Source organism: Marinomonas sp. ef1 (genome assembly GCF_002806845.1).
GTDB classification, from domain to species: domain Bacteria; phylum Pseudomonadota; class Gammaproteobacteria; order Pseudomonadales; family Marinomonadaceae; genus Marinomonas; species Marinomonas polaris.
The window spans coordinates 1-25819 of record NZ_NHTT01000017.1; the positions used below are offsets into that span (position 1 = coordinate 1).

The 25819-nt window shown below is 41.4% G+C and carries 26 protein-coding genes and 5 tRNA genes; 14 read left to right on the forward strand and 17 right to left on the reverse strand.

All coding sequences use genetic code 11. From position 1 onward, the window contains the following. The 6 genes from CCS02_RS22410 to CCS02_RS18890 form a co-directional block, all read left to right on the forward strand. A partial coding sequence (locus tag CCS02_RS22410) for a hypothetical protein (RefSeq protein ID WP_232728921.1) occupies positions 1 to 198 on the forward strand: 198 nt, incomplete at its 5' end. Positions 199 to 826: 628 nt separating this feature from the next. Continuing rightward, positions 827 to 1036, forward strand: coding sequence for a cold-shock protein (locus CCS02_RS18870; protein WP_012071288.1), 210 nt, complete (start codon positions 827 to 829; stop codon positions 1034 to 1036). A 164-nt stretch (positions 1037 to 1200) separates the two neighbouring features. Next, positions 1201 to 1746 (forward strand): DUF2058 domain-containing protein, encoded by a 546-nt coding sequence (locus CCS02_RS18875; RefSeq protein ID WP_100637435.1) that lies wholly within the window; start codon positions 1201 to 1203, stop codon positions 1744 to 1746. A gap of 409 nt (positions 1747 to 2155) precedes the next feature. Continuing rightward, positions 2156 to 3112 (forward strand): porin, encoded by a 957-nt coding sequence (locus CCS02_RS18880; RefSeq protein WP_100637436.1) that lies wholly within the window; start codon positions 2156 to 2158, stop codon positions 3110 to 3112. 258 nt (positions 3113 to 3370) lie between these two features. Further along, the gene (locus CCS02_RS18885; RefSeq protein WP_100188484.1) at positions 3371 to 4009 is read left to right on the forward strand and encodes a cupin domain-containing protein; all 639 of its coding nucleotides are present in this window, start codon (positions 3371 to 3373) and stop codon (positions 4007 to 4009) included. A 27-nt stretch (positions 4010 to 4036) separates the two neighbouring features. After that, a complete protein-coding gene (locus CCS02_RS18890) occupies positions 4037 to 4744 on the forward strand; it encodes a fumarylacetoacetate hydrolase family protein (protein ID WP_100637437.1) in 708 nt (235 codons plus the stop codon). Here CCS02_RS18890 and CCS02_RS18895 read toward each other — a convergent pair. Then, on the reverse strand, positions 4734 to 5192 hold the full coding sequence (locus CCS02_RS18895; protein ID WP_100188486.1) for a tRNA-uridine aminocarboxypropyltransferase: 459 nt from the start codon (positions 5190 to 5192) through the stop codon (positions 4734 to 4736). The genes CCS02_RS18890 and CCS02_RS18895 overlap by 11 nt on opposite strands. Before the next feature lie 126 nt (positions 5193 to 5318). After that, on the reverse strand, positions 5319 to 6530 hold the full coding sequence (locus tag CCS02_RS18900; RefSeq protein WP_100637438.1) for an ammonium transporter: 1212 nt from the start codon (positions 6528 to 6530) through the stop codon (positions 5319 to 5321). 478 nt (positions 6531 to 7008) lie between these two features. Here CCS02_RS18900 and CCS02_RS18905 point away from each other — a divergent pair, with 478 nt between their 5' ends. After that, positions 7009 to 7221: a cold-shock protein gene (locus tag CCS02_RS18905; protein ID WP_012071281.1), complete on the forward strand. Its 213-nt coding sequence runs from the start codon at positions 7009 to 7011 to the stop codon at positions 7219 to 7221. Between the two features lie 119 nt (positions 7222 to 7340). Continuing rightward, the gene (locus CCS02_RS18910; RefSeq protein WP_100637439.1) at positions 7341 to 8003 is read left to right on the forward strand and encodes a glutathione S-transferase; all 663 of its coding nucleotides are present in this window, start codon (positions 7341 to 7343) and stop codon (positions 8001 to 8003) included. 11 nt (positions 8004 to 8014) lie between these two features. Here the strand turns inward: CCS02_RS18910 and CCS02_RS18915 are convergent, their stop codons facing one another. Beyond that, positions 8015 to 8857, reverse strand: a complete 843-nt coding sequence (locus CCS02_RS18915; protein WP_072842135.1) for an outer membrane protein assembly factor BamD — start codon at positions 8855 to 8857, stop codon at positions 8015 to 8017. A gap of 160 nt (positions 8858 to 9017) precedes the next feature. Here CCS02_RS18915 and rluD point away from each other — a divergent pair, with 160 nt between their 5' ends. The 3 genes from rluD (at position 9018) to clpB (ending at position 13517) form a co-directional block, all read left to right on the forward strand. After that, positions 9018 to 10001, forward strand: coding sequence for a 23S rRNA pseudouridine(1911/1915/1917) synthase RluD (gene rluD, locus CCS02_RS18920; protein ID WP_072842133.1), 984 nt, complete (start codon positions 9018 to 9020; stop codon positions 9999 to 10001). Between the two features lie 62 nt (positions 10002 to 10063). After that, on the forward strand, positions 10064 to 10810 hold the full coding sequence (gene pgeF / locus CCS02_RS18925) for a peptidoglycan editing factor PgeF (RefSeq protein ID WP_100188489.1): 747 nt from the start codon (positions 10064 to 10066) through the stop codon (positions 10808 to 10810). 124 nt (positions 10811 to 10934) lie between these two features. Beyond that, the gene (gene clpB, locus CCS02_RS18930) at positions 10935 to 13517 is read left to right on the forward strand and encodes an ATP-dependent chaperone ClpB (protein WP_100637440.1); all 2583 of its coding nucleotides are present in this window, start codon (positions 10935 to 10937) and stop codon (positions 13515 to 13517) included. Positions 13518 to 13633: 116 nt separating this feature from the next. Here the strand turns inward: clpB and CCS02_RS18935 are convergent, their stop codons facing one another. The 13 genes from CCS02_RS18935 to CCS02_RS18995 form a co-directional block, all read right to left on the reverse strand. Beyond that, on the reverse strand, positions 13634 to 14233 hold the full coding sequence (locus tag CCS02_RS18935; protein WP_072842127.1) for a TIGR04219 family outer membrane beta-barrel protein: 600 nt from the start codon (positions 14231 to 14233) through the stop codon (positions 13634 to 13636). Positions 14234 to 14347: 114 nt separating this feature from the next. Next, a tRNA-Gln gene (locus tag CCS02_RS18940) sits at positions 14348 to 14422 on the reverse strand. 22 nt (positions 14423 to 14444) lie between these two features. Further along, positions 14445 to 14521 (reverse strand) — tRNA-Met (locus tag CCS02_RS18945). Between the two features lie 32 nt (positions 14522 to 14553). Then, positions 14554 to 14628: transfer RNA gene (locus tag CCS02_RS18950), tRNA-Gln, on the reverse strand. 11 nt (positions 14629 to 14639) lie between these two features. Then, positions 14640 to 14716: transfer RNA gene (locus CCS02_RS18955), tRNA-Met, on the reverse strand. A 10-nt stretch (positions 14717 to 14726) separates the two neighbouring features. Then, positions 14727 to 14801: transfer RNA gene (locus CCS02_RS18960), tRNA-Gln, on the reverse strand. Positions 14802 to 14915: 114 nt separating this feature from the next. Next, positions 14916 to 16007, reverse strand: coding sequence for a redox-regulated ATPase YchF (gene ychF / locus CCS02_RS18965; RefSeq protein WP_072842125.1), 1092 nt, complete (start codon positions 16005 to 16007; stop codon positions 14916 to 14918). 25 nt (positions 16008 to 16032) lie between these two features. Continuing rightward, positions 16033 to 16617 (reverse strand): aminoacyl-tRNA hydrolase, encoded by a 585-nt coding sequence (pth, locus tag CCS02_RS18970; protein WP_072842123.1) that lies wholly within the window; start codon positions 16615 to 16617, stop codon positions 16033 to 16035. Positions 16618 to 16638: 21 nt separating this feature from the next. Further along, positions 16639 to 17217, reverse strand: a complete 579-nt coding sequence (locus CCS02_RS18975) for a 50S ribosomal protein L25/general stress protein Ctc (protein ID WP_072842121.1) — start codon at positions 17215 to 17217, stop codon at positions 16639 to 16641. A gap of 69 nt (positions 17218 to 17286) precedes the next feature. Beyond that, positions 17287 to 18234, reverse strand: coding sequence for a ribose-phosphate pyrophosphokinase (locus CCS02_RS18980; RefSeq protein ID WP_100637441.1), 948 nt, complete (start codon positions 18232 to 18234; stop codon positions 17287 to 17289). 84 nt (positions 18235 to 18318) lie between these two features. Beyond that, positions 18319 to 19194: a 4-(cytidine 5'-diphospho)-2-C-methyl-D-erythritol kinase gene (ispE, locus tag CCS02_RS18985; RefSeq protein ID WP_072842116.1), complete on the reverse strand. Its 876-nt coding sequence runs from the start codon at positions 19192 to 19194 to the stop codon at positions 18319 to 18321. Beyond that, on the reverse strand, positions 19179 to 19757 hold the full coding sequence (gene lolB, locus CCS02_RS18990) for a lipoprotein insertase outer membrane protein LolB (RefSeq protein ID WP_072842115.1): 579 nt from the start codon (positions 19755 to 19757) through the stop codon (positions 19179 to 19181). The genes ispE and lolB overlap by 16 nt, the downstream gene beginning before the upstream one ends. Next, complete coding sequence (locus tag CCS02_RS18995; protein WP_232617198.1) at positions 19754 to 21541, reverse strand: tetratricopeptide repeat protein; 1788 nt, start codon at positions 21539 to 21541, stop codon at positions 19754 to 19756. The genes lolB and CCS02_RS18995 overlap by 4 nt, the downstream gene beginning before the upstream one ends. Before the next feature lie 222 nt (positions 21542 to 21763). Here CCS02_RS18995 and hemA point away from each other — a divergent pair, with 222 nt between their 5' ends. The 3 genes from hemA to prmC are packed head-to-tail and all read left to right on the forward strand — an operon-like array spanning position 21764 to position 25001. After that, positions 21764 to 23032, forward strand: a complete 1269-nt coding sequence (hemA, locus tag CCS02_RS19000) for a glutamyl-tRNA reductase (RefSeq protein ID WP_100637442.1) — start codon at positions 21764 to 21766, stop codon at positions 23030 to 23032. A 3-nt stretch (positions 23033 to 23035) separates the two neighbouring features. Next, a complete protein-coding gene (gene prfA, locus CCS02_RS19005) occupies positions 23036 to 24124 on the forward strand; it encodes a peptide chain release factor 1 (protein ID WP_072842109.1) in 1089 nt (362 codons plus the stop codon). A gap of 28 nt (positions 24125 to 24152) precedes the next feature. Continuing rightward, positions 24153 to 25001: a peptide chain release factor N(5)-glutamine methyltransferase gene (gene prmC, locus CCS02_RS19010; protein ID WP_100188493.1), complete on the forward strand. Its 849-nt coding sequence runs from the start codon at positions 24153 to 24155 to the stop codon at positions 24999 to 25001. 34 nt (positions 25002 to 25035) lie between these two features. On the opposite strand, the gene yaaA is transcribed toward prmC, so the two are convergent. Beyond that, the gene (gene yaaA, locus CCS02_RS19015; RefSeq protein WP_100637443.1) at positions 25036 to 25818 is read right to left on the reverse strand and encodes a peroxide stress protein YaaA; all 783 of its coding nucleotides are present in this window, start codon (positions 25816 to 25818) and stop codon (positions 25036 to 25038) included. Position 25819: the final 1 nt, after the last annotated feature.

The following is a 25819-nucleotide window of genomic DNA, read 5'->3' on the forward strand; positions in this document are numbered from 1 at the left end:
CTCAAGGAAAGTGTTTCGGAAAGTTGTGAAGACACTGACTATAAGGCAATGAGAGGTCGTGTAGGGCTCTTATTGGCCGGTAAGCTAATGTTGCCAAGCTCTTTTGTCTATAGGGAGATGTTTGGAAAATATATGATTCTGGGTGAAGCAATGCAATTTCTGATGAGCCTTTTCTTATATTACATGCATATAGTGTAATAAGTGATTTCATTTGGACGAGAAAAAACAAAATTTGATTTTTTCAATATTTAATAACGGTTTGATTAGCTATCTTGTGGAGGGAGCTCTCTACTTACGCATTGCTATGGGAGCGCGGTTTGCGGATTAATGTTTTAGATTGCGTCTATTTTAATCTACAGAAACTCATGATAAGGCTAATACAACTAGTAATAATAGGGGGGGATCTTCAAGTTATGCTTGAAATATAAAATAGAACTCATTCTCCTGCGATAACTTATCCTGAAAAACGTTTGGAAGTGATTTTTAAATAAGATTTCTTAGATATATTTATAGATATTTTTCCGACTCTTATTTAGTAATAAATGCTTATAATACATAGAGATAGCTTTTTTTTGAGATTTTAGATAACCCCTATTTTATCTAAATAGATAAAAATTATGGAAAACATGATTGACCCAGTGACTCAAAGCGGACTACAATCAATTTCGTTTAAAAGAGTTGGCAATATTTATGTCCAGAGTTGCGAATATTACGTCATGTATGTTCGGTCCTGTTAAGTCATAAGTAATACCGAGTTTTTTTAGCACTATAACGTAGATGATTTACATCTTCGTATAAATTAACTTAACCTACAGGATAAACAGACATGTCTGACGTAGTAACTGGTACAGTAAAATTTTTCAACGAAACTAAAGGTTTCGGTTTCATCACTCAGGATCAAGGTCCTGATGTTTTCGTTCATTTCTCTGCAATCAACACTTCTGGTTTCAAAACTTTGGCTGAAGGCCAAAAAGTTGAATTCCAAGTAGCTCAAGGCAAAAAAGGCCCTGAAGCTCAAAACGTTACTCCTTTATAAGGTAACGTTGCTGAGGATACTCTCAGCAGTGCGAATGCTAAAAAGCGACTTTTAAAGTCGCTTTTTTTGTTTTTATAGGTTGGTATTTGATTTGTTTAAAGCTATAAGGGGGCTTCTACAATAATACTTTAAAGTACTGGCTAGATGTTCTGAGGGAGGAAAATATGGCTACGAAATCATTGCAAGAACAATTATTAGGTATTGGGCTTGTTGATAAAAAGAAAGTTAAGAAGTTAAAGGCGGAATCTTTACAGCTCAAGCAGAAAATTAAAAAAGGTAAAGCTTTAGCGACTGGAGATGATGGCCGTCAAGAGGAGTTGAAGCGTCAAAGGGAAGAAAAAGCTGAGAAAGATAGAGCTTTGAATATGGAGCGACAAAAGCTCGCTGAGCAGAAAGCAATACAGGGGCAAATTCGACAAATGATAGAGCAAAATCGAATTCGAAAGCAGGATGGGGATATTGCTTATCATTTCACAGATAATAAAAAGGTAAAGCAGCTATATATTAGTCAATCCATGCACGATGACTTGAGCCGAGGCCGGTTGGCAATTGTTAAGCTTGAGCAGCAGTATGAACTTGTTCCTGAGCCTGTTGCTGTAAAGATAACTGAGCGTGATCCATCTTATGTGCTTGTTTGTAATAACCGAGTTGAAAGTGTTGATGATGATCCCTATGCTGACTTTCAGATTCCTGATGACTTGATGTGGTAAATATATTTTTATGCCTGGAGGGTTTTTAGCCCTCTAGCCCCACCTTTTTCTGCTTCCTTTATTCTTTCTTTATTTCGCTTTGATAGCTTTCATTCAGCATTAAGCGTCTATTTTACGATGTGTTTCTAGAGTGACTATTTAGTATTTTATACATTTAGTTGTTTTATGCACATTCTGATCGAATTGTTTTTAATCTATTGATTTTTTTGTTTTTCCGTGGCTATTTTTCATACAAAAAATCCTTTATATATGATATATTTCACGAAATAAGCATTTATAGTGGATACTTGATGCAATTAGCTTGCATGTGGTTGTCTATTTCTACGAAATGTTTAAATTGTTTGATTGTTGCTTGCACATATCAAGCGCCTACAAGAAAAGCGTACACACATTTAAAAGGGAAACGAGAATGAAAAAATCGATTATTGCTATTGCTGTATCAAGTGCAGCACTTGCTTCTGTATCAGTTCAAGCTGCTGAAGGTTCTACAGTAGATGTTTACGGTAACATCCAGTACGTATACGTTGATAAAGAAGCGGGCGGAAACTTTGAAGACAATGGTTCAACTATTGGCTTGAAAGGCGACACGAAAATCAATGACGATTTGACTGCTTTCTTCAAATATGAAATTGAAATCAAAGCTGATCAAAAATCTGGCCTTACTGATTCTGGTAAATCTAACTTAGATCAAGCGTATGTTGGTTTGAAAGGTTCTTTCGGTAAAGTTCAAATTGGTTCGTTTGATACTATCTACAACAACGCAATCCAAGATAATATCAACCAATTTGAGTATTTGAGCCCAACAAAAGCTGCTAATACTTCAGAAGGCGATACTATTGCGTTCTTCGCTCCGTCTATGGGTGGCTTTGAAGTGCAAGTAGCTATTCAAGTTAAGGGTAAAGCTAGTGAAGGCGCTACTACGAATAATAACTACGATAATCTTTCTAGCATGACAGTTTTGAAATATTCAGCTGATATGTTCTCTGTTGCTTTGGCTCATGATACTCGTGGTAATACAACAGGTCCTACTTCAACTGGAAATGCTAAAGCGACAACTGGTCTAGCTTTGACTGTTAATCCACTAGAAAATCTTTCTGTTACTGCTAAATATGAAACAACAGAAAGTACTCAGGATATTCTAGGTCTAGCTGCTCGTTACGGTTACGGTGCTGGTGATGTATATGCTTCTTACCAAAATGTAGATCCTGATGCTGCTGGTTCTAGTAGCTTTAACGAATATGCTGCTGGTGTAACTTATGACCTAGCATCAAATGTTTATGTATATGCTGAATTAGGCGAGTTTGAAAATGCTAAATCTAGCACTACAGACACTCAGACAGCTGTTGGTGTTTACTACGGTTTCTAAGATCTTCTCCTAGAGGATTTTATTTACTCTAAGGCTCCTATCTAATAATAAGGTGGGAGCCTTATGTTAAGTAAGATCATTCAAGGTTCCATATTTCTTCTCTTGTAGGCGGATTTGTTGGAACATTTTTCGGCATCAGGTGGCAGCATCTGGTGCTTTTTTTATGTCTGATGTTTAGGTTTTGTTGATAATAAAAACTTGATTGTTATTTGATCAAACCGTTAAACTGATTTTTTAATATGAGATTGGCGGTCGGTTATGCTTAACATGGATTTTGCTCAGACAGTATTCATGGATACGGATAAAATTGATTGGATCGCCAGTCCTATGTCTGGTGTTTATAGAAAGCCTTTAGCAAGAGAGGGAGCTGAGCGAGGTCATGCAACGAGTCTTGTTAGATATGAGGCTGGCTCGGTATTTCGTGCTCACCCACATCCTCTTGGAGAAGAAATACTGGTTTTAAATGGTGTTTTTTCAGATGAAAAAGGTGATTTTAAAGCAGGAAGTTATTTTAGAAACCCTCCCGGTAGCAGTCATGCTCCTCATAGCCGTGATGGCTGTTTTTTACTGGTTAAATTACATCAGTTTCAAGTCTCCGATTTAAATCAAATCTATATAGATACTCCTAATATCTGGTCATCTCAAAAATCCGAAGTTGTTCCTCTTTACGAATTTGGCGCTGAGCGCGTTTGGTTTGTTCGTATTCAGAATGGTGAAGATATATTAAGTGAATTGGACTTAGCGACTTCCGTTGAGTTATTTATTATATCTGGACAAGCTGAGTACGAAGACCTTCAAATGGCTTCTGGAGCATGGCTACGTGAGCCTAGCTTCAGATTAGATCATTGGGTTGTGCCGTCAAATTGCTTTATTTGGTTAAAGTCAGGCCATTTCTAAATCCTACTATTCTTTATTGAGACTTAAATGAAAAATATTGTACCTGAGCAAGATAGAGTTTATTTACCTATTGCTGAAAGTAATCAAGTATACCCAGTTGGTCGTGTTTATTGTGTTGGCCGTAATTACGCTGAACATTCAAAAGAAATGGGTGATGACCCAGAAAGAGATCCACCATTCTTCTTTGCAAAAGATTCTTCTTGTGTTGTACCTGCAGGCTTTTCTGAAACAACTTTTATTACTTATCCAATGGCTACATCACAGTTTGAGTATGAGGTGGAGCTTGTTATCGCGATAGGTAAAGGTGGTCGTAATTTAACGATGCAGCAATCTAGAGAGGCCATTCTCGGTTATGCAGTAGGTTTGGACATGACTCGTCGAGATCTTCAGTCGCAAGCTAAAAAGAAAGGACGTCCTTGGGAGGTGGGTAAATCATTTGATGAGTCTGCACCAATAAGCCCTATTTTATTAAAAACAGACTTACTTGCTGATAATGTTTCAAAGGCTGAAATTGGATTAAAAGTTAATGGTGATCTTAAGCAAATTAGCAATGTTACAAACTTAACTTGGTCTATTGAAGAGGTTATTTGTAAGTTATCAGAGGTCTTTGAGTTACGACCAGGTGATTTAATAATGACGGGGACGCCTGAGAATGTAGGGGCTGTAGTTGTTGGGGATGAAATGCAGGCTTGGATTGAGCATTTGGGTGAAATCAGAGTAAGTGTTACTGGTTGAATTTAGTGAATTTATTAGATAATTCTTCCGCTGCTGGATGCTTGTATTCAGTCAAAATATGAATAGCGACTTCAGCAGTGCAAAGACCGATATTTTTTTGATTACGACGTTTGTTGTATACGGATTTTACACCTTGAATTTCATGATGTTTGAATTTTTGTAGGTAGGGAGATTGATTGTATATTTTGCGAGCTTGTTGCCAAGTTCCGTCAATAATAATGGTGTTATTCTTGGATATCTGGCTATCACTAACAGCTTTTTGCTCTTCATTTTCACACAAATAAATTAGTAGAGTGTCGGATGGTGATAGGTTTAATATCGCTTCATCTGGCGCGACTCTGGACCATACGATAATTTCACATTCTTTTCCTAGGGTTTCTTTTACTAGTCTTCCTGTTCCTGATGCTTTTTTTAGTTCTTCACTGTGCGTGAGTAGCCAAATCTTCATTAGTATTTTCGCTTCAATAAATGGGCAATTATACAGACCTCTAGATGAACTAGAAAATAAAAAAGCCTGATGTCGGTTTAGTTAAAAATGAACCAAAACGACATCAGGCTTTTATACGAGGTAGTGTTATTCTTTGCCAATAGAGCCTATTTTATGAATTGACAAGTCTGCCCCGTTAAATTCATCCTCTTCACTGAGGCGTAATCCGCTCACTAACTTAACTATTCCATAAACAATGAATCCGCTTAGTGTTGCTATTACGATTCCACCAGAGCTTCCTACGAGCTGAGAGAAGAAGCTAACGCCACCTAAGCCACCAAGTGTCTCGGATCCAAAAATACCTGCTGCAATGCCTCCCCAGGCTCCACAAACGCCATGCAGAGGCCAAACACCGAGAACATCATCTGTGTGTTTGAATTTTTGCTGAATAATAGTAAACAAAGTGGTGAATATTACACCGGCAAATGCTCCTGTGGCTAAAGCGCCAATAGGGTGCATGATGTCTGAACCTGCACATACGGCAACTAAACCTGCTAAGGGGCCATTGTGGATAAAGCCTGGGTCATTTTTTCCAAATAACATGGCCGCTATGATGCCACCAACCATCGCCATTAAAGAATTAACAGCCACTAAGCCGCTTATGCCATCAAGCGTTTGTGCTGACATGACGTTAAAACCAAACCAACCTATACAAAGTATCCAGGCGCCTAAGGCCAAAAATGGGATGTTTGACGGTGCAAATGCGACTAATTTTCCGTGTCTAAAACGGCCTCGACGTGTACCAAGTAGGATAATGGCGGCAAGAGCAACCCAGCCCCCAAAAGCATGAACGACAACGGAGCCTGCAAAGTCATGAAAAGGCGCCCCGTATTGTTTTTCTAGCCAATTTTGAAGGCCATAATTTCCATTCCATACAATACCTTCAAAAAATGGATAGGCAATACCAACAATTATCGCTGCAGAAATTAGCATGGGATAAAATTTTGCTCGTTCAGCAACACCACCAGAAATTATGGCAGGTATCGCCGCAGCAAAAGTCATGAGGAAAAAAAACTTTACTAAACTATAACCATGCTCCTGTGATAATACCGCTGCACTGTCAAAAAAATTGATGCCATAGGCAATTTGATAGCCAACAAAAAAGTAAACGAGAGCCGAAATTGCAAAATCAGTCATTATTTTGACTAAAGCGTTTACTTGATTCTTATGTCGTACCGTTCCCACTTCTAAAAAAGCGAACCCTGCATGCATGGCAAATACCATTATGGCGCCAAGCAGTATAAAAAGAGTATTTGAACTGGAAACTAGCATCTCTACTGCACTGTTTGTGGATGTCAAAGGTGGCTCCTAACGTTTGTTTTTGCACCGAAAAGGTTTGCTATTGTCCTTAAATGCTCTTTTTTGGGGCTTTATTGGTTTTTTAAGATTGGTTAATTTAAATTTATTTGGAATTAAGCAATAACTGTTCCATTTATGCTTTTATTTGGTGCTATTTAATTGGAATCTTCCTAAATTGCACTGTTTTGAAGTTTTGGGTGTTTTTGTTGTTTTATAGCTTAGTATGGTTGTGGTTTTCGGTTGGCTTTATAGGGTAGGGCTGATATTTTGGTTGAGTGTTATTACTTTTTTTAACAATACTTGTTTTTCATCCGCTTTCTATTTTATTTTTTACGACTTATTATCGATAAGTTGGTGTATTTTTTAAGATAAATCTTAACTTAATATGCTTAACATTAAGAAGTTACTCAAGCTTTAAGAGCTTTTAGCATAGTTAAAAGATTGCCTATTTAAGGGCAACATAAATAATGAGGTTGTTATGTCAGGTCAGTTAGTATCAGGTATTGTTAAATGGTTTAATGATGAAAAAGGATTTGGTTTTATTGAACGTGAAGGCGGACCTGATGTTTTCGTTCATTTCCGTTCAATAAATGGTAGTGGTCGTCGCACTTTACAAGAAGGTCAAAAAGTAACGTTCGAAGTGACTCAAGGTCAAAAAGGTCCTCAAGCTGAGAATGTTACTCCAGTTTAATTGAGTCCTAATCGATCAAAAAAGCCATGCCTATAAGCTTCTTGTTTTTTATAAGATGTTTATAGATAGCATGGTTTTTTTATATGTGAGATTTGTATTATAAAAATCAGGAGTTTTTTTTGTTACCCATTCTATATTCGTTCAGACGTTGTCCATATGCAATGCGCTCTAGATACGCACTAGCTGAACTGAATGTCTATGTGTACTTGCGCGAGGTGGTTTTAAAGTCTAAACCGCCAGAATTATTGTTATTGGGAGGGCGTTCGACGGTTCCTCAGTTAATTGACCTTGATGGGACGCGATATCCTGAGAGCTTGGATATTATTTTTTGGGCTCTAGCGCGGGCAGGTGATAAGCAAAAGGCTGATGAATTGTGGCCTGCAGACAGTCAGAAACGGCATCGAATAATGTCTTGGGTTACTTACAATGATCATTTTTTTAAGTACTGGCTGGATAGATATAAATATGCGGATCGACACCCAGAACGTAGCGAAGCCTATTATCGCGGTAGAGGAGCGGTATTTTTGTCTCGACTGGAGAAGCGTTTAGAAAATAGGGTATTTATAGCAGGTGAGGCGAGAAGTTTGGCGGATATTGCCATTTTCCCCTTCATCCGTCAGTTTGCAGCTGTGAATCCGAAATGGTTTGATTTGTCTGAGTACACTAATGTGAAACGTTGGCTTGCTTATTTCGTTAACTCGGATAGGTTCATTTCTGTAGTCATGGCAAAACATCCAGCTTGGCACGCAGGGCAAGAAAATACTCTGTACCCTGCTACCTAACTAGATGGTATCTAGTTAATTAGACCAAATGAAACCCAGTATAGAAATCCGGGGTCAGCATCGCTTGGTAGCTTCAGGGTGACAAAGTTACCATTATTGTCAATGTACGATGTATTTGGAAAATTTTGTTTTAATACTGCTAGATTGGTTTGTGCCAAATCTGTTTGTTTCAAATCATTGTATGATTGAATGCTTATGGCCAGTGCTTCCTCTACAGAGCGTGTGCTTGGATAGTGTTGAATTACTTCTTGGCTACGACGTAGTGCAGAAAGCGGTGCTTTCCTTTTAAGGTAATAGCGTGCCACTTGTAGTTCGTGACGGGCCACCATTTCTCGCAAATAATACATACGTGCTTTTGCATCAGGAGCATAAGTGCTTTTGGGAAAACGAGATGTAAAATCTGCAAGTTCATTAAATGCTTTGGCAAGTTCTTTCGAATCTCTTTCACTTGGATCAAGATTTAAGTAGCGAGACATTAAGCTTTCTGCACCTTTGTAGGTTGATAAAGCACGCATATAATAAGCATAATCTACAGAATCGTGTTCTGGATGATTTTTGATAAATCGCTCAGCTGATGCATGAGCTGCGATGAAATCGCTTGCCTCCATTTGTGCGTAAATTAAGTCTAATTCCGCGCGAGTACTAAATTCACCAAATGGATAGCGAGAATCTAAATCTTTTAGATGTTTAATGGCGGTAGTAGGAAGATTTTCTTTTAGAGCTTGCTGAGCTTTGTCGTAATAGACGCGTTCAGGTAGGTCTGGTTCTTGTACCTGTTTGCTTGAACAGGCAACAATGAATAAAGAAAAACTAACTATTCCAGAGAATCGGAGCAACGAGTGATGAAATCCCATGTATAATCAAAACCTTGATATGGTAGTAGGTAAGCCTCAATCGGCATTTTGTAGCGTTATATTGCGAAAGATGATGAAGTGCAAGGCGCTACACGTTTTTTCACATTCAAGCCCAATGATAAATTTATTGAGCTGAAAACAACAGACTAAAGTACATTGTATGGCAGAGCGCATAGTAAAAGAAGCCCAAGTTCCTTTCGATTTGGGTGGCAACCGTTTCGATCAGATCGCAACAGAATTGTTTAGTGACTATTCTCGTTCGCGGATACAGAGCTGGATCAAAGAAGGTGTCTTGAAGGTCGATGGTAAAATCACTAAACCAAAAGAAAAATTATTTGGCGGTGAAGTGGTGACATTGGATATTGTTATCGAAGCTCAAGAAGAGCATGAAGCTCAAGCAATGGATCTCGATGTTGTTTATGAAGATGATGACATCATGATCATAAACAAGCCTGCGGGTTTGGTTGTGCATCCTGCTGTTGGTAACCGAGATGGTACTTTGATGAATGCGATTCTTCATCATGCACCAGAGACGGCTCATATTCCGCGTGCTGGTATCGTGCATCGCCTTGATAAAGAAACAACTGGTTTGATGGTGGTTGCTAAGACTTTGGCTGCGCAAACCGATCTTGTGACTCAGTTGCAAGAGCGTAGTATGGGTCGTGAATACGAAGCAGTTTCTATTGGTGTGATGACTGGCGGTGGTGTTGTGGATGAGCCTATCGGTCGTCATCCACATAATCGTCAAAAACAAGCGGTAGAGCCTGTTAATGGTAAAGATGCGGTAACGCATTATCGCTTAGTTGAGCGTTTTAAAAATCACACGCATATTCGTTTAAAGCTAGAAACAGGGCGCACTCATCAAATTCGCGTTCATATGGCGTTTATTCAATATCCGTTGGTTGGCGACCCTCAATATGGCGGTCGCTTGAAAATGCCAAAGGCGTGTTCTCCTGAGTTGCAGGATGAGCTACGTCATTTCCGTCGCCAAGCATTGCATGCTAAAAAATTAGAATTGTCTCATCCTATTACTGGCGAATGGATGGAATGGGAAATTGATTTACCAGATGATATGAAGAAACTATTAGACGCCCTTAAGAAAGATATGGTGGAGTCTGGTAGTAACGACTCTGAATATTTCTAATTTGGTCGTGTTATAGAGGCAGCTTCGGCTGCCTTTTTTATTTTTTATTTTTGGAGATTATAATGTCTTCTCATGCCTCATCTTATATTAGCCCTACTTGGCCTGCGCCTTCATCTGTTCGTGCTTATGTCTCCACTCGTATTGGTGGAGTTAGTAGCGTGCCGTTTGATAGTCTTAATCTAGGTCTTCATGTACAGGATGATCCTGCTGCGGTTCAGCAGAATCGCCAACTGTTCGCTTCTTATATTGATATGCCGGATTCAACGACTTGGCTAAATCAGGTGCATGGTACGGATGTGGCCTGCTTGCCTTGTGAATCTTTGCCAGATAGTGCTGATGCGGCTGTTTCTAGCTTTGCTAATCAGGTTTGTGCTGTGCTAACGGCGGATTGTTTGCCAGTATTTTTCTGCAATCAAGCTGGGACGCAGGTAGCTGTGGCTCATGCTGGTTGGCGTGGACTTTGTACTGGTGTTTTAGAATCTACCTTGACGCAGTTTGATGAAAAGGACGGTGTTATGGTTTGGCTGGGGCCGGCTATTGGGCCAAATGCTTTTGAAGTGGGAGATGAGGTGCGAGAGGCGTTTATGTCAGTTATTTCAGATGCTGAAGCGGCTTTTAAGCCTGCTGATGAAGCTGGCAAGTGGCTAGGTGATTTGTATTTATTGGCGAAACAGCGTTTAGTGGCCGCAGGTATTACACAAATATACGGTGGCGACTATTGTACGTTTACCGATGAGGAGCGTTTTTATTCTTATCGGCGTGATGGTAAAACAGGGCGAATGGCCTCTGTTATTTGGATTGCTGAGTAAATAATCCTCTGTTTTATTGATGGGTGTCAAAAAAATGACACTAAGGATCTTGAAAAGTCATTTTTAAAGGCTATTAAGTTTTTAATTGAAATATTCCATCTTATTTTACAAAGGATGTCAGGTCATGCGTATAGATCGTTTAACCAGTAAATTACAACTAGCACTTTCCGATGCTCAATCCGTCGCACTTGGGCAAGATCACTCTTATATCGAACCACTTCATTTAATGATGGCTCTGCTGGATCAACAGGGTGGTAGTACTCGTCCGATTCTTCAGCAAGCAGGTATTCCTGTTACTAAATTCCGTGAGAGTCTCAATGAGCTATTGTCTCGTCTTCCAAAAGTAAATGATCACGACGGCAATGTGCAGATGTCTCCGGAGTTGGGTAGGTTACTTAACTTAGCCGACAAAGAGGCGCAGAAGCGAAAAGATCAATATATATCTTCTGAGCTCGTGTTGATGGCGATGTTTGATGGTAAAGATGACCTTGCAAAAAGTTTAAAAGCAAGTGGTGTCACTAAGGCAGATATCGCAGTGGTAATTGATAGTATTCGAGGTGGTGATTCTGTGAATGATCCAGATGCAGAAGAAAACCGTCAAGCGTTAGACAAGTATACTGTCGATTTAACAGCACGAGCAGCGGAAGGAAAACTTGATCCGGTTATTGGTCGAGATGACGAAATACGCCGTACTATTCAAGTTTTGCAGCGTCGTCGTAAGAATAACCCTGTTTTGATTGGTGAGCCTGGTGTGGGTAAAACCGCTATTGTCGAAGGCTTGGCGCAGCGAATCATTAACGGCGAAGTGCCTGAAGGTCTGAAAAATAAGCGAGTTTTGTCTCTTGATATGGCCGCTTTGATTGCTGGTGCTAAATATCGAGGTGAGTTTGAGGAGCGTCTAAAAGCCCTTCTTAATGAGCTTGCTAAGCAAGAAGGTCAAGTGATTTTATTTATTGATGAAATTCATACTATGGTTGGTGCAGGTAAGTCTGAAGGTTCAATGGACGCCGGCAACATGCTTAAACCTGCTCTTGCTCGTGGCGAATTACATTGTGTTGGCGCGACAACATTGAATGAATATCGCCAGTACATTGAAAAAGATGCGGCATTGGAAAGACGATTCCAAAAAGTGCTGGTGGAAGAGCCAAGTGTATTGGATTCCATTGCTATTTTACGTGGTCTAAAAGAGCGCTACGAAGTCCATCATGGTGTTGATATTACCGATTCTGCCATCATTGCCGCCGCCAAGCTTTCTCAGCGCTACATAACAGATCGCCAATTACCGGATAAGGCGATTGATTTGATTGATGAGGCGGGCAGTCGCATTCGCATGGAAATGGATTCTAAGCCAGAAGACATGGATCGTTTAGAGCGTCGCTTGATTCAATTGAAGATTGAAAAAGAAGCGCTTAAAAAAGAAAAAGATAAAGCCTCCAAGCTTCGCTTGGAGGAGTTGGATGTCGAAATTGATAGCTTGCAGAAACAGTTTTCTGATTTAGAAGAAATCTGGAATGCCGAAAAAGCTGCAGTGCAAGGTGCTCAAAAACTTAAAGAAGATCTTGAAACCGTGCGTCATGAAATGGAAGAAGCTCGCCGCAGTGGCAATTTAGCGAAAATGTCAGAGCTCCAATATGGTGTAATTCCAATGTTAGAGGCTGAAATAGAAAAAGCTAGTAAGGCGGAAGAAACAACAGAAACGCGATTGCTGAAAAGACGTGTTACCGAGGAAGAGATTGCGACGGTCGTTTCGCGATGGACAGGTATTCCGGTAGATAAAATGCTTGAAGGAGAGCGTGATAAATTGTTGCGTATGGAAGATGCGTTACATGAATCTGTTATGGGTCAGGATGAAGCTGTTTTAGCTGTTTCTAACGCAGTTCGTCGCTCTCGCTCCGGTTTGTCTGACCCTAATCGACCTAATGGCTCTTTCCTCTTCTTGGGTCCCACAGGAGTCGGTAAGACTGAGTTATGTAAATCTCTGGCGCGGTTCCTTTTTGATACTGAACAGGCCATGGTTCGAATCGATATGTCTGAATTTATGGAAAAACACTCTGTTGCTCGTTTGATTGGTGCGCCTCCAGGCTATGTGGGTTATGAAGAGGGTGGTTATCTGACTGAAGCGGTAAGACGCCGACCTTATTCAGTGTTATTACTGGATGAAGTGGAAAAAGCGCATCCTGATGTTTTCAATATTCTTTTGCAGGTTCTGGATGACGGCCGATTAACCGATGGGCAAGGACGTACTGTGGACTTTAGAAACACCGTGATTGTCATGACGTCGAACTTGGGTTCTGATTTGATTCAAGAGTATCGGTCTGCTGATCAATATGAAGAAATTAAAGCAAAAGTGATGGAGGTGGTTGGAATGCACTTCCGTCCTGAGTTTATTAACCGTATCGATGAAACTGTTGTTTTCCATCCATTGATGAAGTCGCAAATTAAAGGTATTGCTACAGTTCAGCTCTCGCATTTGAATGATAGACTGGCTGAAATGGGGATGTCATTGGTATTAACGGATGCCGCGTCCGATCAGTTGGTTGAGGTGGGTTATGATCCTGTATACGGTGCTCGTCCATTGAAACGTGCGATACAGAAATGGCTAGAAAACCCACTGGCAAATGAGTTGCTATCAGGACATTTTGTTACGGGAGATAGCATTGTTGCGGATGTTTCTGAAGGCGTGATTAGCTTCTCTAAAGCTAGATAGTATTAGATTTAATATTTTACAAATAATGTAAAAAAATCCCGCTGAAATATTTTGATTTCAGCGGGATTTTTATTTTGAAAACTAGTGGGTAAGATTAGAGCCTAGAGAGCTAAAAATTAGAAGTCTACGAAGGCGCCAATAAATACACCTGTAAAGTCAACATCAAATGATGAGCCGTCGATGTCGTCGATGTTTTCGCTAACCTTGCGGTAGCCTGCTTCTAAGCCTGCGAAGTATAGAGCCTGATATTTAATCTTAAAGGTTGTATCAGTAATGTTGGCATCGCTACCGCCCCCAGTTTTCAATTCACCACCGACAGACAGGCTTGTACCTGGGAAGGTAACGTAAGCAGATAGATAGCCTAGCGGATAGGAATCACTCACATCGGTTGAGCCGATAGAGCCATCTATACTGCGCAAGGTAATACCTGCGTCTAGGTCTAGCCATAAAAGGCCGTCTAGGAATTCGTAATAAAGTGTGTAGTCATTATAGGACGTATCAATTTTTGTACTTCCTACTTTACCTTCTAAATCTTGGTGTTGAATACGGAAGTTAGGAATCAGTGGGATTGGGTGTTCTACTGCAACACCAAAGTAGGTGTTAAAGTCTTCGCCGTCATTGGTTATGTAGGAGCCAGCTTCAGCGGTTAAACCAAGCACATCAGCATGAGCGGCACTTGCCAACAAAGCAGTCGAAAGTAAAAGAGCTGATTTCATAATTAGTGTCCATATATCGAGTGGATAAATTTTGTCTAATTATAGGTTGAAGAGAAGTAAAAACCAATGAAATAAGGAGAAGAGATGACGTATTGTGAAGAATATTTACATAGATGGCTGGGGTAGAAGGATTCGAACCTACGCATGACGGGATCAAAACCCGTTGCCTTACCGCTTGGCTATACCCCAATAAAGGATTTCTTTTTTTAACTGGTGGCTATGACTAGATTCGAACTAGTGACCCCATCATTATGAGTGATGTGCTCTAACCAACTGAGCTACATAGCCTTAACTGTTTGTTCATTACTAAAATGTATCGATGGCTGGGGTAGAAGGATTCGAACCTACGCATGACGGGATCAAAACCCGTTGCCTTACCGCTTGGCTATACCCCAACATATCGAATTGGTGGCTATGACTAGATTCGAACTAGTGACCCCATCATTATGAGTGATGTGCTCTAACCAACTGAGCTACATAGCCTTTAGTCTGTTGGCTGGGGTAGAAGGATTCGAACCTACGCATGACGGGATCAAAACCCGTTGCCTTACCGCTTGGCTATACCCCAACAGACTGACACAAAAACAGTTTATACAAATTGATCTACTGCCTCTGTGGCGCGATATTATTCATATAACCTGTTAATGGGTCAAGTGTTTTTCTAAAAATGTTTCATTATCTGTTAAACATTAAAGCGGAAATGCATTACATCGCCGTCTTTTACTATGTAGTCTTTTCCTTCAAGACGCCATTTCCCTGCTTCTTTAGCGCCACTTTCACCCTTGTATTGGATGAAATCGTTATAACTGATAACTTCCGCACGGATAAAACCTTTTTCAAAGTCTGTGTGGATCACTCCAGCAGCCTGTGGGCCTGTTGCGCCTTGTTTGACTGTCCAAGCACGTACTTCCTTTACACCCGCTGTGAAGTAGGTCTGAAGGCCTAGCAATTCATAGCCCGCACGAATCACTCGATCCAATCCTGGTTCTTCCATGCCCATCTCGTCAAGGAACTCTTGCATCTCTTCTGGATCAAGCTCAGAAATTTCCGCTTCAAGTTGATTGCAGATAGGAACCACCATTGCTCCTTCTGCTTCTGCGATTGCGCGTACTTGGTCAAGATGTGGATTATTTTCAAAACCATCTTCAGCAACGTTAGCGATGTACATGGTTGGTTTAGTTGTTAACAGGTGCAATGAACGAACTTCTTTCTTCTGTTCGTCAGACATTTCCATAGAGCGTACAGGTAAGCCGTTTTCTAGATGTTCTTTAATGCTTTCTAAGAATGCTTTATGAGCAATAGCTTCTTTGTTGCCGCTTTTGGCATTTTTTGCTGTGCGGAGTAGTTGTTTGTCGATGGATTCGATATCAGCAAAGATCAACTCAAGGTTAATAACTTCAATATCTAGTTTTGGATTCACGTGGTTTGAAACATGAATAACATTATCGTCTTCAAAACAGCGAACTACGTGAGCAATGGCATCTGTTTCGCGAATGTTAGCTAGGAACTTGTTGCCAAGGCCTTCACCTTTTGAAGCACCTTCTACAAGGCCGGCAATATCAACAAATTCCATTGTAGTCGCTAAAACACGTTCAGGTTTTACAATCTCAGCTAGTGCGTCTAAGCGAGGGTCTGGCATAGCAACAACGCCAGCATTTGGCTCGATAGTACAGAACGGAAAGTTTTCTGCGCCAATGCCTGCTTTGGTTAATGCATTAAATAGAGTCGATTTACCAACGTTAGGTAGCCCAACGATGCCGCAATTAAAACCCATAGTGAGATTCCTAATAATTAAGTGATTATGCTTTGAAGCTGTGTAGCTGATTCATTACGACATTTAGATTGCCGCGAACGATGTCATCCACATAGCGTAATGATTCGTCGATTGTTTGTTCTATTTTCGTGTAATCGTCTGGAGCGGCTTTTTTCAGAACGTAATTGGCAACTTGGCTTGCATGACCAGGATGTCCGATGCCTATTCTGAGGCGACCAAATTCTCGATTGTTCGCCAGCTTTGAAATAATGTCTTTTAATCCGTTGTGACCACCATGCCCACCGCCTTGTTTTAATTTGACGGTACCTGGGGAGATGTCTAACTCATCGTGAACAACAAGGATTTCTTCAGGAGGGATTTTATAAAACTGACAGACGGCCTGAACCGCTTTACCGCTTAAATTCATATAGGTGGTGGGAATAAGGAGATAGCATTCTTCACCAGCTATATAAACTTTGCCAAATTGGCCAAAAAACTTTTTTTCAGAACGAAGAGAGCATTGGCTCTGACGAGCCAATGCCTCAATCCACTGAGCGCCTGCATTGTGGCGAGTGTTCTCGTATTCGCTGCCTGGATTCCCCAAGCCTACTAATAATCTGAAACCTGCCACAATACTGCCTTCAATGAGATCTTAACGTTTAGACTTACCGATACGAGCGATAGGTTGGTCGTGATCTTCGCCTTTAAGCAAAGACACAAGCTCTACGCCTTCAGGAAGGATAACATCAGAAAGGTGGAAGATTTGATCAAGTTGGCCTTTGATCACGTCTACTGTCAATACTTCTGGAAGGTTTGCTGGTAGGCAACGAACTTCAGCCAATTTAGACTCTACAGTCAAACGACCACCTTGCTTGCTAACGCCTTCACTTTGTGCAGCGTTGATGAAGGTTAAAGGAACACGAGTAGTGATCACTTTATCAGCTTGAGCGCGCTGAAGATCCATATGCATTACTGCGCCGCTTGATGGGTGGCGTTGTAGCGCTTTAACAAGAACTTGTTCAGTTTTGCCTTCAACAGTTACTTCAACTAGGCCAGTTAAGAAACCAGGAGTGCCAACAGCTTTAAGTAGCTCGTTGTCTTTGAAAGAGATAGATACTGGAGCAGTCTCACCGCCATAAATAACAGCTGGCACTAGGCCTTCGTTACGAAGGCGGCGGCTCGCACCTTTACCTTCTTGAGTACGTGCTACGGCATTAATAGATAATGACATGGTATTTTCCTAATAATTAATAAAGTTTGTGCCCAGAAATGCGACCCGTTCCGAGCGTTAGTGTTTGGCTTAGGCCCCAAACATGGCACTGATAGACTCTTCGTTGCATACGCGACGAACAGCCTCCGCCATAATGTCAGACATCGACAATTGGCGTATTTGAGGGCAGTTAAGCGCCTCTTGTGTCAATGGGATGGTATCAGTCACGACCAACTCATCAAGCACGGAATTTTTAATGTTTTCAATCGCTTTGCCAGACAGTACAGGGTGAGTACAGTAAGCAAGTACTTTTGCTGCACCATGTTCTTTTAGTGCTTTTGCAGCAGCACATAATGTGCCACCAGTATCACACATGTCGTCCACTAGAACGCATGTTTTGCCAGCTACATCGCCTATCAAGTGCATGATTTGTGCTTCATTGGCACGAGGGCGACGCTTATCAATGATGGCTAAGTCCGCATCATCTAGTAATTTTGCAAAAGCACGTGCACGAACACCACCACCCACATCGGGAGAAACAACCGTGATGTTTTCATGGCCTTGGCGTTGCAAATCATCAAGCAGTAATGGTGTGGCGTAGACGTTATCAACAGGGATGTCGAAGAATCCTTGGATTTGGTCTGCATGAAGGTCAACTGTTAGTACGCGATTGATACCCACTGCTGAAATCATATCAGCAACCACTTTTGCTGTAATTGGCACACGAGCAGAACGTACACGACGATCCTGACGAGCATAACCAAAGTAAGGTATAACAGCGGTAACTCGAGTGGCAGATGCGCGGCGTAAAGCGTCTGCCATGACGATAAGTTCCATCAAGTTGTCATTACTAGGTGCGCATGTAGATTGGATAATAAAAACGTCTTTACCACGAACATTTTCATTGATCTCGACCGTAATCTCTCCGTCGCTAAACTTACCTACGGTTGCATTTCCGATAGGTAGCCCTAGGCGGCGAACCACCCTGCGAGCGAGTTCAGGGTTTGCATTACCGGTAAAAACCATCAACTTGGACACTGTGTATACCCTTTGTATTTTGTAGCGATGACTATTTATTAGCCAAGAAAAGACTGGCTGAGGTGGTGTTGTCTATGTGGCACACTAACCTCGATTTTGCTCAATCCACTGGTTTAGCGCAGCGTGTGTTGGAGAAGTGTTACAGCCACGGCAAACCCAACTCTGCCATTTTGTCGGTGTAGACGATCTTACTCGTTCGGCGTCGCGCAAATTATCGAATGCTAAAAATAGACAAGCGCCTGTTCCTGTAAGCTTCGCGTCACCATAATTTTTCAACCACAGATACGCTTCATTGACCTCAGGATTGTGCTTTTTTACCACGTCTAAGCAATCATTATGCCCACCCAGCTTCAAGGCGTGCGATATTCTGATGGGAGGGGTGTCTCTTGTCAAATATTTATCGGTAAATATTTGACCAGTTGAGACGTGGCAATTGGGCTTAATGAGCAAAAAATACGGTGTATCTAACTCGACTTTTTGTAGCTTCTCTCCAACGCCTTCAGCAAACGCTGCGAACCCCATGACAAAAACAGGAATGTCAGCACCTAATTGCACGCCTAATTCTGCCAGTTTTTCCAAAGAAAGCTGGCATCCCCATAATACGTTTAGCGCCAACAAAGCGGTTGCTGCGTTTGAGCTACCGCCACCAATTCCGCCACCCATAGGTAATTGTTTTGTTAGGATAATGTCGATGCCGAATGTTGAATCTTTCTTGAATGGTGTCAGCAGTTTTGCCGCTTTATAAATGAGGTTATCTTCTGTAGGAAGATGCTCAATAATAGGTGTAATTGTGATTTGGTTATTTCTAGTTAGTGAAAAATCGAGCGTGTCGCATAAATCAATAAACTGAAACAGTGTTTGTAGTTCATGGTAGCCGTCTTCTCGTCGACCAGTGATGTGTAAAAATAAATTTAATTTTGCAGGAGAAGGTAATTGCATATTGGTTACTGAATGGTCCATTGGTTAATAATTAAATTGACTCTGAATGGCGGGTTTGACACTTGCATTTTTTGCGGTAAAGACAAGCCATCTACCTTAGTGAAATTGCTATAGGTAATAAGCCAGCCATCTTGCTCTATTTTATTTGGCAATTGGCTATCTGGGTCTTTGCTTATTCTAGCAGCCGAATTTGGATAGGCTAACCCTCTAATCCAATATGTGACTTGGTTGACAGGGAACTCCCAGCCTAACTCTTGTTGTAGTAAAGTCGCTGGGTTGTTACCTGTAACGACAGTATCTTCATAAGCTAATGTCACAATACCATCATTCGATTGGTTTAGATGAGTAGCACCTTGTCCGAAAGGACCAACGATACTCAAGGCAAATGTTTTTGGATCCTTTTGCCAATTAAAATTGCCGGAAACGGCATCATTCTTTGTTCGTATACCTACTCTGCCTGATGTTTCCCATTTCGAAATGGCGCTAACGCTTTCTGGTGGTGGTGTTATTGGTCCTGTTGGTCTGGAACTACAGGCACTAATAAGTGCGGTAAAGGCAAGAATACAGAGCGTGCGATAAGTCATGACGGTTTGTCCTGTTTTTGTTCTTCAAGTAACGACGGTGACAGTCGTTTAATGGTGTCGAGTAAAAGTGGTGTATCGGGTGATGTCTCTAAAGCAGCTTCCCATACGGCTATTGCTTCTTTGTAATGGCGTTGTTTCCATAGTGATTCGCCGTAGTGGGCCGCGATTTCAGCGTCTGGTAAAATTGACCAAGCTTTTTTCAAATAATAAGAAGACTGCTCAAACTCTCCTTTCAGAAAGAATCCCCAGCCTAGGCTATCAATAATAGCGGGGTCATTGTCTGCTTTTTCATAAGCCGATTCTATGTACCTCATGGCTTCATCTATTCTTTTGGTTCGAGTGAGTAACGTATAGCCGAGAGCATTTAAGTACTGCGGATTGTCTGGGTCTTTTTGCAGCAAGGTTGTTAACTCTTTCTCCGTGATCTTCCAGTTACCTAGAGTGTCAGCGAGTAGCGCTTTGTGATAGCGCAAAGCGTCAGATTCTGGAAGTGCGATAAGAGCATTATTTATCAATTCGAATGATAAATCAGTATGGCCTTTTTCTTCATGAAGACGACTGATAGCGGCAACTTGCTCAGGCATGTTTTCTCGCGTTGTTCTACGTAGCACCATGTTATTGATATCATTCTCTTTGTTGTCATCATAAAGCCACAGGGCTATTTGATTGGTGGCATTGGTTCGTAAGGCGCCGTCAACTTTTTCCATCACCTTTACGGCTTGTGCTTTTTTATCCAATTGAGCTAGAGCAATGGCTGTTAAGTATTTAACCTGATTGGATAGGCCTAGTTGTTTTTCGGGGAGATCGTTGGCTGTTGCTAATGCTAATCCTGGTTGGTTGTGTTCCAGCAAGGTACGCATCAAGTTAATGCCAACTTGTAGTTTTTCAGGTGTCTCTAAATCTGTTTTTTGGAAAAACTCGGTAGCCGCCTTTGGTTGTTCATTTTCAACTAAGAAATCGATCAAAGGTGTGATTGTTCGCGTATTTTTGGGAAAATATTGAGATGCTGTTTGTAGTGTTTTGATGGCATCATCTAGCAGTCCAAGGCTTTTTTGGCTAAAGGCCAAAATAAGATAAAGTGCTTCATTTTTGTCTGTATTTTTTTGGGCTAACAGTTTTTCTGATGCATTAATAGCAAGCTGATATTTACCTGAAAGTAGTAAAAGATGCGCGTAACTTACTTGTATGTATTGATTATTTTTTAACTCTGGCGGAAGTGCATAAATTGCTGTTTCTATCGTATTGACTTGGTCGTTATCGCGGACATTATCTTCGAGGTAGATAGGTAAAAAACGCAACGAAACCTTATGTCTCATGGCGTTAATGAGTAGAGTGGTTACTTCTTCTGCGCGATTGTCTTTGATGAGAACCTGCAATTTTAATGAATAGGCGGCTTCCGATGTTGGGTCGACAGACAGCCATAAGTTCGCACTTCTTTCTATATAAAGGTGATTTTGAGATACCACTGCAATGTGTGTCAGTCTTTCTATCAGTGCAATATCGCCAGATTTGCTGGCTAATCCATAAAAAGGTTCAAAGGCTTTGTTTGGGCCTTCTCTTTGTAAGGTGAATTCGGCATTGAGTAATTCCTCAATTTTACCCTTATTAGCAAAGCTCTCCGTTATAGGTGTCTCTTTACTTGGTGGCAAGGTATTTTGTTGAGTCGTGTTTTGGCTACATGCATTCAGTAGAGGCAAGCTTAGAAGAGTGAAAAATAACAAAATCCCTTTTGTAATGGGCTTTTGGGGATGTTTTTTGTGTACAGGGCCTAAAACAACAGGCATGTTTTTTCTCGATGCTAAATTCATACAACCCTTATGGTATCGTTAGCGGCTCTTTATGTCAGTCATAACTATAAACTAATCCTATTACTTTTATTGAGCATATGGGGTGCGAAAAAAAGCGAATTTCTCGTATAATGTGTCTTCTTTATGTAAAGAGTCATGTTGGAGCAATGCTTGTTCCTGTCATTACCTTAAGATCTCGATCTTTGAGAAGAGTCCTGAATGCCGCTAATCACTGTAGGTATAAATCACAAAACTGCGCCGGTTTCGATACGTGAGCGTGTGGCCTTTGCGCCTGAAAAGATGATCGATGCCTTGTCTTCTCTGATATCTGAGAATAAAGCCAATGAAGCAGTAATAGTATCGACCTGTAATCGCACCGAGCTATATTGTTCGGTTGAAGATCTTAGCAAGGTGGATGGCGTGATTGCTTGGCTTGGCGAGTATCATGGCATTGCTTTGCCTGAATTACAGCAATACTGTTATACACATTCTGATGACGATAGTGTGCGCCACGTTATGCGTGTGGCATCAGGCTTAGATTCGTTGATTCTAGGCGAGCCTCAGATTCTTGGGCAAGTAAAGTCTGCTTATGCAGTTTCGCAAGAAGGCTCTTGTATTGGTCCGGAACTAGAATCTTTATTTCAGCGTACTTTTTCAGTTGCTAAACGTGTACGTACGGATACAGCCATCGGTGAAAATCCGGTTTCTATTGCGTTTGCTGCAGTGAGTCTTGCACAACGTATTTTCGCAGATATTAGAAACAGTACGGCGCTATTAATTGGCGCTGGGCAAACTATTGAGCTGGTAGCGCGGCATCTAAAAGAAAATGGTATTAAACGCATCATAGTGGCCAACCGAACCTTGGCACGAGCTCAGATCTTAGCGGATGAGCTTAATGCTGAAGCCATTATGTTGGGTGAAATTGGCGATTATTTATCACAGGCTGATATCGTTATATCGTCTACAGCGAGCCAATTACCCATTATCGGTAAGGGCATGGTAGAGCGTGCAACGTCGCAACGTCGCCATTCACCAATGTTGTTAATTGATATCGCTGTGCCTCGTGATATTGAGCCAGAAGTGGAAGAAGTAAACGACGCGTATCTCTATACCGTCGATGATCTTCATTCAGTGATTGAAGAAAATGTCAGAGCAAGGCAAGATGCGGCGAAAGCGGCCGAGCGAATGATCGAAGAAGGGGTTGATTCTTATCGACGAGTGGTTGAGTCGAGGAAAGTGTCAGACCTGATAGTGACCTTTAGGCAATCCGCTGAGGCCATAAAAAATACAGAACTGGAAAAAGCTCTAAAAGGTCTTGAAATGGGACAGTCTCCTGAGCAAGTGCTTAACAAACTTGCTCATGGTTTAATGAATAAGCTCATTCATGCGCCAACACGCTATTTGCGTGATGCTGGTGCCGACGCCGATCAAGATGCATTAATCATTGCCTCAAATGTATTGGGCATTTACGAAGAAAAAGATAATTAAAAAATGAAAGAATCCATAAAGTTAAAATTAGAAAGTTTATCTGATCGTTATGACGAATTATCAGCGCTTTTAGGTGTGGCTGAAGTCATTATGGATCAAGATTTGTTCCGTGCTTATTCCAAAGAATACGCAGAGCTTGAGCCTGTTGTTAAGTGTTTTAATGAGTTTCAGCAAATAGATGAAAACATTGCTGAAGCCGAATTGATGATGACGGATGCTGACCCAGACATAAAAGAAATGGGTGTGGAAGAATACAAAGCCGGTCAAGCACAAAAAGAAGAGCTTCAGCTAGTATTGCAAAAATTGCTTTTACCTAAAGATCCGAACGACTCTCGTAACGTATTCCTAGAAGTGCGTGCTGGTACTGGTGGCGATGAAGCGTCTATTTTCTCTGGCGATTTATTCCGCATGTATTCTCGTTATGCAGAGACACAACGTTGGAAAGTTGAAATTGTCAGTGCAAGCGATGGTGAGCATGGCGGTTACAAAGAAGTGATTGCTCGTATTGTTGGTGAAGGTGCTTATTCTAAACTGAAGTTTGAATCCGGTGCTCATCGAGTCCAACGTGTTCCAGCGACGGAATCTCAAGGCCGTATCCATACGTCAGCTTGTACTGTAGCTGTTATGCCTGAAATGGATGAATTAGATGACATCATCATCAACAAATCCGATTTGCGCATTGATACTTTCCGTGCCTCTGGTGCGGGTGGTCAGCACGTAAACAAAACAGACTCGGCCATTCGTTTGACGCACATTCCAACAGGCGTTGTCGTAGAGTGTCAGGAAGAGCGTTCGCAGCATAAAAACCGTGCCAAAGCCATGTCTTTGCTCGCGTCTCGTTTGCAAGCGGCTGAACAAGAAAAAGCGGCGAGTGAGCAATCCGAAGCGCGTAAATCCTTGGTGGGTAGTGGTGATCGTTCTGAACGTATCCGTACTTACAATTATCCACAAGGCAGGGTTACTGATCACCGTATTAACCTAACTTTGTACAAGCTAGATGAAATTGTTGCTGGTGAATTAGACTCTTTGATCAACCCGCTAGTGAACGAGTTCCAAGCGGAGCAGTTGGCAGCGTTAAGTGGCGATAATTAATCTGAATAAATAAAGGTAATCATCGCATATGCGAATTGATGAACTACTAAAAGGCGCTTACGAGCGCCTTACTTTTGTCTCTGAGACTGCTCAGTTAGATGCGCAGTTATTGCTTGCTCATGTCTTAGCTGTGTCAACTTCCTATTTTTATACCTGGCCAGAAAAACTAGTCAGTACATCAGACGTAGGGCGCTTTAATGACTTATTGGCTCGTCGGGAGCTTGGTGAGCCTGTTGCGTATTTATTGGGTCAGCAGGCGTTTTGGAGCCTAGACCTTGAGGTCGCTCCTTGTACTCTGATTCCTCGAGCTGACACTGAACGGCTGGTGGAAGTGGCTTTGTCTGTGCTTGATATAAGCAAAGTAAATCGCATTCTAGATCTTGGTGCTGGGACAGGCGCAATTGCCTTGTCGCTGGCGTCAGAGCAGCCTAAATCGACTGTTGTTGGCGTGGATCTAGTTGAAGAGGCTGTGGCTTTGGCTAAGCGTAATGCGTTACGAAATCAGCTTAGTAATGTGACGTTTATACAAAGTAGTTGGTTTGATGCTTTAGAAGGTTGCGAACCATTTGATTTGATCGTGTCGAACCCGCCTTATATTGACCCTGATGATGAACATTTGTCACAAGGTGATGTGCGTTTTGAGCCTAAAAGCGCTTTAGTGGCGGATAATCATGGTATGGCTGACATTGAGCATATCATTCAGATAGCGCCTAATTTTATGATGCCAAATGCCTATTTAATGTTCGAGCATGGTTATGAACAGGCTGCAGCTGTTCGAAAATGTCTGATTGACGCGGGCTTTTCTGCCGTCGAGAGTTTTCAAGATTTAGGTGGCAATGATCGGGTTACCATTGGGCAATATAGTTTAAAGAAGTAAGCGCTAGAGTTAGCGCTTACTTCGTTTGGTCGCTTTACTTCTTTGGCTGTGCGCTTTCTGGGCGAATAAACATAGGAGTGTCTTTTGTTGATTGCTGAGGATCATAGCGATAACCAGCTAGATCAAATGCCTTAAGTTCATCTAGCGTTTCACATCGGTTTTCTATTAGGTAGCGAGCCATCAAACCACGGGCTTTTTTTGCATAAAAGCTAATCACTTTAAACTTGCCATTTTTTTCGTCGAGAAAGTTTGGGCTAATTAATGGTGACGTTAGCTTCTTTTTGTTAACCGCTTTGAAGTACTCGTTAGAGGCTAAGTTGACCAGTAATTCGCCTTCTTCAAGAGTTTCGTTAATCTTGTCAACAATGATGTCTCCCCAAAATTGATAGAGGTTGCTGCCTTTGTCGTTCTTTAGGCTAGTCCCCATTTCTAATCGATAGGCCTGCATCAGATCTAATGGTTTTAGCAGCCCGTACAGACCACTTAAAATACGTAGGGACTCTTGTGCGTATTTCATATCGCTTTCATTTAATGAGTAAGCATCTAGCCCTGTGTACACATCGCCCATAAAAGTATAAATAGCAGGGCGGCTGTTATCTTTAGTATGCTCTTTTTGCCATTCTTGGTAGCGAGATACATTAAGCGTAGCAAGCTTGTCACTGAGCTTCATGAGGGAAGCGATGTCCGCCGGTGAATACGGTTTGATCGTATCGATGAGCTCTTTAGATTCATCTAGCAGTTCAGGTACGCTGAACGTATCAATGCTAGGGGGCGAGGTTAGGTCTAATGTTTTCGCTGGTGATATTAAAAACTTCATA